Genomic DNA, 8,987 nt, shown 5'->3' on the forward strand with positions numbered 1-8,987 from the left:
TCCCACTCTCTTTTTAGTTCCTATAGAAACTTTTTTCTTGACAGGGATCTTTTTTGTGCTAAAATAGTTCCCATAGTAACTTTAAGGTTCTCTTAAGAACTATTTGGAGGAATGATGGAAAAACCATTACAAGAATTTAAAAAAGTAGGTCATCTCATTCACCTTTTGGTGGAAAGAGAAGCTAAAAAGCGTGGGTTTGAATTTTTTGCAGGACCCCAAGGACAAGTTCTTGTCTTTTTATCCCATCGTGAAAAAGAGGGAAAAGTGACCTTGATTCGGGATATTGAACAAGAGCTTCATATTTCAAAATCAGTGGCCAGTAACCTGATCAAACGCATGGAGAGAAATAGATTTATCTATATTGAGCCAAGTCCGACAGATAAACGGGCCAAGTATGTCTACCTGACAAACAGTGTGAAAGATAAGTTGAATGACATGAAACAATTCTTTGAAGAAGTAGATCGAGATATGATGGCTGGTGTATCAGAAGAAGAATTGACCATCTTTTTCAAAGTCATGCAGCAATTTTATGAGAATATGAAAAAAAGGAGCAAGGAATGATCAAGATATTTCGGCGCTTAACGGCCAAAGAATGGGGCATGATTGCCCTTAGTACAGTCTTTATCTGTCTAGCTGTTTGGATGGATTTAAAGACCCCTGAATACCTATCTGATATCACGACTCTCTTAGCAAAGAAGGGGACAAAAGTTTCTGACATCATGGAGCCTGGGAGTAAGATGTTGCTCTTCTCCTTTGGAAGTTTTTTGATGGCGGTTTTTGTGGGCTTTCTAGCTTCACGAGTCGCTGCCAGCTTTACAACACGACTGCGAGGAGAGATTTTCCACCAAGTGATGGATTACTCTGATGCAGAGATCAAGAAATTCTCTGTGCCTTCTCTCTTGACACGGACGACCAATGATTTGACCCAGTTACAAATCATGATTGTCATGGGGATGCAGGTGGTGACGCGTGGTCCTATTATGGCCGTTTGGGCTTTGACAAAGATTTGGGGCAAGAGCGGTGCTTGGACAACGTCTGTTGGTGTGGCGGTCTTAATCGTCTTGCTTCTCCTCTCTGTTCTGGTTCTGATTGCCTTCCCTCGCCAGCAAAAAGTGCAAGGCTTGACGGATGCCTTGAATGCCACAACACGGGAGAGTTTGACAGGGGTGCGGGTGGTTCGTGCATACAATGCGGAAGCTTATCAAAATGAAAAATTCCAAGCTGAAAATAAGGGTTTAACCCGCCTCAATCTCTTTGTTTATCGGTTGATGTCTCTGATGAACCCAGTTATGACAGTGGTTTCAAGTGGCTTGACCCTAGCTATCTACTGGATCGGGGCGCACTTGATCAATGATATCGCCATGCCAAAAGATCCTACCAAAATCTTCACCAGTCCAGCTTTAGCGGATCGAACCAAGGTCTTCTCAGATATGATCACCTTCTCCTCATATGCCATGCAAGTTGTCATTGGCTTCATGATGATGGTGGCCATCTTGATTATCCTTCCTCGTGCCTTGGTATCTGCGAAACGGATTAACCAGGTCTTAGCTCTAGATCCCTCTGTAGCCTTTCCAAGTGAATCAAAGACAAGAACCGATCTTGAAGGTACAGTAGAATTTCAAGACGTGTCCTTCCGATATGGGCGGACTTCTCGTGCGGTGATTGAGCATGTGACCTTTTCAGCTCAGAAGGGCCAAACTGTTGCCTTCATTGGATCAACCGGTTCAGGGAAGTCCACTTTGGTCAACTTAATTCCGCGTTTTTACGATGCTACAGAAGGAAAGATTCTTGTGGATGGCGTCAATGTCAAGGACTATAGCCACCAAGATTTGAACAATAAAGTCGGCTACATTCCTCAAAAAGCAGTGCTCTTTAGCGGTACGATTCGCTCCAATATGGAATTTGGAGAAAGTAGTCAAGGAAAATTAGAGGATGAAGCCATCTGGAAGGCTCTTGAATTGGCCCAAGCTAAAGAGTTTGTGGCCACAAAAGAAAAGGGCTTGGATACAGAAGTAGCACAAGGAGGAACCAACTTCTCAGGTGGTCAACGGCAACGCTTGGCCATTGCACGCGCTCTGGCACGCAAGCCTGAGATCTTGATCTTTGATGATTCCTTCTCAGCCCTGGATTACAAAACGGATCGGATCCTTCGCCAAGCTTTGAAAGAAGAGCTGGCAAATACGACCAGATTGATCGTCGCCCAACGGATTTCGACCATTATGGATGCAGATTTGATCTTGGTCTTGGATCAAGGGAAGGTCGTTGGTCAAGGAACCCACAAGGAATTGCTTGAGACCAATGAAGTCTATCAAGAAATTGCCTATTCTCAATTGTCTAAGGAGGAGTTGGAACATGCATAAGACAAAACAAACATCATCTCTTTGGAGCCAACTTTCTCCCTATTTGAAGGGCTTCCATCTATTTTTTGTGATTGCCATCCTCTTTTCGATCGTATCTAGTGTGATCACGGTTATTGGACCAGATAAATTAAAAGAAATCACGGATACCATCACAAAAGGGATGGGAGGCGCCATTGATATTGACAAGATCACTTCGATTGCTCTGACCTTAGCCGTCCTTTATGGAGTAGGGGCCTTGGTCTCATACAGCAGTAGTTTTATTATCTCCACCATGATTCAGCGTTTCGCAGAACGCTTGCGCAATGCCATCGCTGAGAAGATCAATCGGGTACCCCTCCAATATTTTGATAGCCATGAACAAGGAGATACCTTGTCTCGTGTGACCAATGACGTGGATTTGATGACCCAATCTTTTAACCAAAGTTTGGTGCAAATGGTTTCTTCCATCGTCTTATTGGTTGGATCGATCTTTATGATGTTTAAGACGGATTGGCATCTTGCCCTGACAGCCATCCTCTCTGTTTTTGGAGGGTTTGGCTTATCTAGTATCATTATGGTCAAGAGCCAGCCTCTCTTTAAGCAACAGCAAGCCAATCTTGCCAAAGTTTCAGGCTATGTAGAAGAAATCTATAGTGGGCACAATGTAGTCATTTCCTATAATGGTCGTCATCAAGCCAAAGAGCAATTTGATGCCATCAACCAAGAGTTGTACCATAGCATGTGGAAATCCCAATTCTTCTCTGGGATCATGATGCCCTTGATGCAGTTTGTAGGGAACTTCGGCTATGTCATGGTCTGTATCGTTGGGGCTGTCCTTACTATCAATGGAGACATTACCATCGGGACCATTGTTGCCTTTATGACCTATGTTCGCATCTTTACCCAACCAATTGGTCAAATGGCTCAAGGAATTACCCAATTGCAATCAGCCAGTGCTGCCATGGGGCGGGTCTTTGAATTCTTAGATGAAGAAGAAATGGAAGACGAATCTCAAAAAACGCGCCAATTGGAAACGCCAAAAGGTCATGTTAGCTTTGAGCATGTGCGCTTTGGCTATTCACCAGATAAGACCATTATTCATGATTTTACTGCTGAAGCGAAACCTGGACAGAAAGTGGCCATTGTTGGTCCGACAGGCGCAGGTAAGACCACCTTGGTCAATCTTTTGATGCGTTTTTATGACATTCAAGCTGGTAAAATTGCTATCGATGGTGAGGATACCAAAACCATGAGCCGCGAAGAAGTTCATGATGCCTTCTCCATGGTCTTACAAGATACCTGGCTCTTTGAGGGCACCATTCGGGAAAATCTTGTTTTCAATCAAACCGATATTTCAGATGAAGCCGTCGAAGCAGCAACGCGAGCGGTTGGGGTCCATCACTTTATCCGGACCTTGCCGAATGGCTATGATACCGTGCTAGATGATTCGGTCACCTTGTCTGTCGGTCAGAAGCAACTCTTGACCATTGCGCGTGCCCTCTTGAAGGATGCTCCACTCCTCATCTTGGATGAAGCAACCTCATCTGTCGATACCCGTACAGAAGAGTTGATTCAAAAAGCCATGGACAAACTTATGGAAGGCCGGACCTCTTTTGTCATTGCCCATCGCTTGTCCACTATCCGCAATGCGGATTTGATCCTCGTGATGAAAGATGGAAATATTATCGAGCAAGGAAACCACCAAGAACTCATGAGCCAAAATGGCTTCTATGCTGATCTCTACAATAGCCAATTCACAGAAGAAGTAGCGTAAAAACAAGATACAAAGGGCGTAGCGGATATAGTGAAAATAGGGAGTAGGACAGAAGCGATATCATTTATGGACGCTTCGTTGTCCTACCCCCACAAAGCTGATTAGGATTCCTCCGAGCTGATAAGCGAGAGAAGAGTCCAATCAGCTACTGTGTTTTGAAGTTAGTATAGGATCAAGGTTAGCAATTGCTACTGTGGTCCTATTTTTGTATCCAAAAAAGAGTTGGAAAAGACGGTTCTTAGGGTCAAAAAAATGACAAAAAGGGGGAAATAGGAGCTCATTTAGCAATGAAATCGCCCAAAGATTGTGAAAAAATATCACTTGCTTGACAGCTTTTCTTGGAATCACGTATACTAATAGTATGAAAAAAAGATTGGAAGCAGGAGTCTTAAGATGAAGCGAAATTCTCGCGATTACCCTGAATTTTATAACTGGCTCATCCAGCCTTTTATCAAAAAACCGCATCGGATCCAGCTTCTTCGAAGACTCAATCGACTTCTTACGTTTGTGATGCCAGGCGTTTATGGCCTGGTCTTTTGTTGGCTTTTTGCAAAGCAAGTTTCTTTGGAGAAAATGTGGCCTTTTGTTTGGATTCCTGCAACAGGATTTGTCTTGTTTAGTCTCGTTCGCCATTGGATAAATTTTCCAAGACCTTACGAGAAGTGGGAGTTTCAACCCTTATTGGAGAAGCGTTCATCGGGCCATTCCTTTCCCAGTCGGCATGTTTTTTCGGCAACCATTATTTCCATGTGCCTTTGTCAATTATCTTTGTCTTTAGGCCTTTGTTCCCTGTTTTTGTCTCTTATGTTAGCCTTTGTTCGAGTCCTTGGAGGAGTTCATTATCCCAAGGATGTTCTGGTGGCGTGGGGACTTGGTATCCTATGGGGAGGACTCTTTTTAGTGGTTTAAATGAACAAAATGGTTCAAATTGTCCTTTGAATAAAGGGACTTCATCGTGTATACTGAATGAATGATATAGAATAGGAGAAAATATGCAGTATAGAAAAGCAGAAAAAAAGGATTTAGAGGAGATTGTTCAAGTAGCGAGCACAGCCTTTGAAGAATATCTATTTGTAAAAGTCATCAAGGATGTCATGCGAGATCAACATCAATACCCTGATTTTGTAAAGAGTATGATGCGCATCTTGGTCAAAGTTTTTCTCAAGCACCATATTTGCTTGGTAGCTGAAAAAGATGGAGAAATCTACGCGGTCGCCTTGTTGCAAAAGGGTCCAATTCCTTTTCGGGCCTATCTCTTGAATGGTGGCCTTGGCCTGCTCAAGTATATTTCTTTAAAAAATATGTTGGCCTACTTTGCCTTCATGGAGAATACGGATAAAGAATTGGAGAAAAATGCGGATTTTGATTGGTATTTGATGCTTCTAGGTGTTGCGCCCAAACACCAACGCCAAGGGTATGGCAGTCGCTTTATGACCGAAGGTATCGAACCCTTCTTAAAAAGTGTCAAGGGAGAAACGTTGGCCTTCTATACCAATACCAAAGGCAATGTCTATTTTTACACGAAAAATGGATACAAGGAAGTCTACGAAAGTACCATTCATTTTAACAATGTGAAGATGGGAAGTTGGTATTTCTTGAAGGAAATGAAAAATCACTNNAGTGATTTTTCATTTCCTTGTTCCTAGTCTGGAATGCCAAAGCGTTCAAAAAAGGCTGTGCGTTCGTGGATAATGTCTTGAGAGGGATTTTTAATGTCTAGCAAGAGTTGCACCAGCTCTGGGGTAGCTTCGCGCACCAATTGCCCCAGAGACCAGATGGCCGTAGCAATATGGATCTGATTTTGTGAGGTCTCAATGATCGACAAGAGCTTAGGAATGGCTGAGCGATCATGGGCGTTGGCGAGTGCGATGATGGCATTGCGCTGGAGAATATTTTTCCCTCGCCAACTACCGGCAACACTGCCAAATTTCTCTTTGAACTGGCCATTTGAAAGCTCTAAAAAGGGGATCAATTCAGGATGGGCCAATTCGGGATCAATTTCGGAGGCTAGAGGATTGTCAAGACCTTTATTGTATGGGCAGCAGATCTGACAGATATCGCAACCGTAGATCACCGTCTTGATTTTTTTACGAAATTCCAGATCCATCATGCCCTTGTCCTGGGTTTGAAAGGATAGGCAGCGCCTTGCGTTCATGGAACCATCGCCAATTAAGCAAGAAGTTGGACAGGCATCTAAACAACGCCTACAGTCCCCACAGCCATAGTCGACAGGCTGGTCAGGTTCAATCTCAAGATTGGTAATCAGTTCTCCTAAAAACATATAGGAGCCATATTCCTTTGAAATGACCAGGCCGTTTTTCCCAATAAAACCGATCCCTGCACGTTGGGCAACCGCGGTGTCCACCAAGGCTCCGGTATCCACCATCCCCTTGTATTCAAAATCCTGGGTTAAGTCTTCGATTCCAGCTGCTAGGCGATCAAGCTTGTCTTGTAAGACATAATGGTAGTCCAACCCCCAGCTATTAGGAGTGAATTTTCCTCTTTTATAGGCCGTTTTTGGAGGTTGCTGCTTTAGTTTATGAGGATAGGCCACAGCGATCGAGATAATGGTCTTGGCAGAGGAGAGGCTTAACTTGGGTTTGATGCGTTCTTCGATATTTTTATGCTCAAATCCAGAATTTCGCCCTTCCTCAACGGCAAGGCGTAGTGACTTTTCCAAGTAATTAAAGTCGTCAGCAGTGGTAAATCCAATTTTTGAAATCCCAATTGAATGGGCTAGTTGAATAATTTGTTCTTTCAGTGTCATCGTTTCTATTATACACAAAAATGAGGATCTAGGCGAGTGTGAAAAAGCGGAGAAAGGCTTTTAATCACGCTTATTTTTTTGTATAATAGGGGCAGGAAATTCCAGGAGGAGAAGATGTCAGAACCATTATTTTTACAATCTGTGATGCAGGAAAAAATCTGGGGTGGGACTAGGCTACGTGATGAGTTTGGCTATGACCTTCCGAGTGAAAAGATTGGTGAATATTGGGCTATCTCCGCGCACCCAAATGGGGTGTCTAAGGTAGCCAATGGTCGCTTTGAGGGAACAGACCTAGCTACTTTGTATGCGGAACACCGTGAGGTATTTGGCAACCGTCCAGAGCCTGTATTCCCACTTTTGACAAAAATTTTGGATGCCAATGACTGGCTCAGTGTCCAGGTCCATCCAGATGATGCGTATGGACTAGAGCATGAAGGCGAACTCGGAAAAACAGAGTGCTGGTATGTGATTGCGGCAGATGAAGGTGCTGAGATTATCTATGGTCACAATGCCAAGTCAAAAGAAGAACTCCGTCAGCAAATCGAAGATAAAAACTGGGATACCTTGTTAACCAAAGTACCTGTCAAGGCTGGGGATTTCTTCTATGTACCAAGCGGGACCATGCATGCGATCGGTGCAGGTATCTTGATCCTTGAAACGCAACAGTCTAGCGATACAACCTACCGTGTCTATGACTTTGACCGCAAGGATGATAATGGCAACTTGCGGGAGCTTCACCTTGAAAAGTCCATCGATGTTTTGAACATTGGTGAGCCTGCAAATAGCCGTCCAGATACAGTTGTTGTCGACAATCTTCGAATGACGACCTTGGTTGCCAGTGGTTTCTTCACTGTTTACAAGTGGGAAATCACAGGAGAAGTGGACTTTGAAAAGGCAGCTGACTACAGCTTGTTGAGCGTCTTAGCTGGCCAAGGTCAGCTAATTGTAGACGGAGAAAATTATCCAATCAAAAAAGGAAGTCACTTTATCTTACCAAGCGATGTTGAAGCTTGGACTTTGGAAGGGCAAGGTTTAGAATTGATTGTTAGCCATCCATAAAAAGAAAGGCCTTGAGTGAATGCTGTAGAGCGACTCAAGCCTTTTTCATCTGCATAAAAATTTTTTAAAAAAGCTTGACTCTGCCCTAAGGGGAGGGGTTATACTATCCTTGTAAGGAGGAGATCATGTATCATATAAAAGAAGCTGCGCGGCTTTCAGGTGTTTCCGTCAAAACACTACACCACTACGATAAAATAGGGCTCTTAGTTCCGTTAAAGTCGGAAAACGGCTATCGAATCTACAGTCAAGAGGATTTGGAACGACTTCAGGTCATTCTGTATTATAAATATCTAGGCTTTTCTTTAGAAAAAATAGCAGAGCTGTTAAAGGAAAAAAGGACAGATTTATTGCCCCATTTGATCAGGCAGTTGGACTATCTGACTCGAGAAAGGCAACATCTGGATACCTTGATTTCTACCTTGCAAAAAACTATCCAAGAACAAAAAGGAGAAAGAAATATGACGATTGAGGAAAAATTCACTGGATTTTGCTATCAAGACAATCAGAAATACCATCAAGAGGCAGTGGATAAGTATGGCCAAGAAGTTATGGACCAAGCACTTGAACGCCAAAAAGGGCGTGAAGATGAGGTCGCAGCAGCCTTTAATAAAGTCTTTCAAACCTTGGCACAAAACCTTCAAGCTGGTCTACCAGTAGCAGCAAATGAAAACCAAGATCAAGCAGCTAAGCTTTTAGATGCTATTCGAACGTATGGATTTGACTGCTCAATGGAGGTCTTTGGTCATATCGGCAAGGGCTATGTCTATAATCCGGAATTTAAAGAAAACATCGACAAGTTTGGAACTGGAACAGCCCAGTACACATCAGATGTCATCGCCCATTATGTGGCACATCAACCCAAATAAAAAAGTGAGAGTGGGACAGAAATCGGTCATTCGTTAGAATTCGATTTCGTCGTCCCACCTCCGCACAGCTTCAACAGTCTGGGAGACTGTTGAAGGTTGCAGATAAAGGAAACATAGTTTCCGTCAACATAGGGCATCTTTGAAGCTTAAAAAGCGAACAAAGACTTAGGATACTTGCTTCG

Annotated in this window: 8 protein-coding genes; 7 read left to right on the forward strand and 1 reads right to left on the reverse strand. The window is 43.3% G+C overall.

The features are described 5' to 3' along the window. Positions 1 to 114 precede the first annotated feature (114 nt). The 5 genes from BTU61_RS04285 to BTU61_RS04305 all read left to right on the forward strand — a co-directional run bounded on the left by BTU61_RS04285 (position 115) and on the right by BTU61_RS04305 (position 5,759). Positions 115 to 561 (forward strand): MarR family winged helix-turn-helix transcriptional regulator, encoded by a 447-nt coding sequence (locus BTU61_RS04285; RefSeq protein WP_200772467.1) that lies wholly within the window; start codon positions 115 to 117, stop codon positions 559 to 561. Next, on the forward strand, positions 558 to 2,360 hold the full coding sequence (locus BTU61_RS04290; RefSeq protein ID WP_200772468.1) for an ABC transporter ATP-binding protein: 1,803 nt from the start codon (positions 558 to 560) through the stop codon (positions 2,358 to 2,360). The genes BTU61_RS04285 and BTU61_RS04290 overlap by 4 nt, the downstream gene beginning before the upstream one ends. Next, positions 2,353 to 4,113 (forward strand): ABC transporter ATP-binding protein, encoded by a 1,761-nt coding sequence (locus tag BTU61_RS04295; protein ID WP_200772469.1) that lies wholly within the window; start codon positions 2,353 to 2,355, stop codon positions 4,111 to 4,113. The genes BTU61_RS04290 and BTU61_RS04295 overlap by 8 nt, the downstream gene beginning before the upstream one ends. Before the next feature lie 393 nt (positions 4,114 to 4,506). Then, entirely contained in the window at positions 4,507 to 5,022 is a 516-nt protein-coding gene (locus BTU61_RS04300; protein WP_200772470.1) for a phosphatase PAP2 family protein, read from the forward strand. Between the two features lie 227 nt (positions 5,023 to 5,249). Then, the gene (locus BTU61_RS04305) at positions 5,250 to 5,759 is read left to right on the forward strand and encodes a GNAT family N-acetyltransferase (protein ID WP_478078801.1); all 510 of its coding nucleotides are present in this window, start codon (positions 5,250 to 5,252) and stop codon (positions 5,757 to 5,759) included. Here the strand turns inward: BTU61_RS04305 and queG are convergent. Beyond that, on the reverse strand, positions 5,756 to 6,880 hold the full coding sequence (gene queG, locus BTU61_RS04310) for a tRNA epoxyqueuosine(34) reductase QueG (protein WP_200772472.1): 1,125 nt from the start codon (positions 6,878 to 6,880) through the stop codon (positions 5,756 to 5,758). The genes BTU61_RS04305 and queG overlap by 4 nt on opposite strands. Positions 6,881 to 6,994: 114 nt before the next feature. Here queG and manA point away from each other — a divergent pair, with 114 nt between their 5' ends. Next, entirely contained in the window at positions 6,995 to 7,939 is a 945-nt protein-coding gene (gene manA, locus BTU61_RS04315) for a mannose-6-phosphate isomerase, class I (RefSeq protein ID WP_200772473.1), read from the forward strand. A gap of 125 nt (positions 7,940 to 8,064) precedes the next feature. Beyond that, positions 8,065 to 8,805: a MerR family transcriptional regulator gene (locus BTU61_RS04320; RefSeq protein ID WP_200772474.1), complete on the forward strand. Its 741-nt coding sequence runs from the start codon at positions 8,065 to 8,067 to the stop codon at positions 8,803 to 8,805. Positions 8,806 to 8,987 lie beyond the last annotated feature (182 nt).

The organism is Streptococcus lactarius (assembly GCF_016642265.1).
Taxonomy (GTDB): Bacteria; Bacillota; Bacilli; order Lactobacillales; family Streptococcaceae; genus Streptococcus; species Streptococcus lactarius.

What these genes read in the sequence shown, in the direction of transcription:
- queG (WP_200772472.1), bottom strand. Translation starts at nt 6,880, where the DNA reads ATGACACTGAAAGAACAAATTATTCAACTAGCCCATTCAATTGGGATT.
- BTU61_RS04320 (WP_200772474.1), top strand. Translation starts at nt 8,065, where the DNA reads ATGTATCATATAAAAGAAGCTGCGCGGCTTTCAGGTGTTTCCGTCAAA.
- BTU61_RS04285 (WP_200772467.1), top strand. Translation starts at nt 115, where the DNA reads ATGGAAAAACCATTACAAGAATTTAAAAAAGTAGGTCATCTCATTCAC.
- manA (WP_200772473.1), top strand. Translation starts at nt 6,995, where the DNA reads ATGTCAGAACCATTATTTTTACAATCTGTGATGCAGGAAAAAATCTGG.
- BTU61_RS04290 (WP_200772468.1), top strand. Translation starts at nt 558, where the DNA reads ATGATCAAGATATTTCGGCGCTTAACGGCCAAAGAATGGGGCATGATT.
- BTU61_RS04295 (WP_200772469.1), top strand. Translation starts at nt 2,353, where the DNA reads ATGCATAAGACAAAACAAACATCATCTCTTTGGAGCCAACTTTCTCCC.
- BTU61_RS04300 (WP_200772470.1), top strand. Translation starts at nt 4,507, where the DNA reads ATGAAGCGAAATTCTCGCGATTACCCTGAATTTTATAACTGGCTCATC.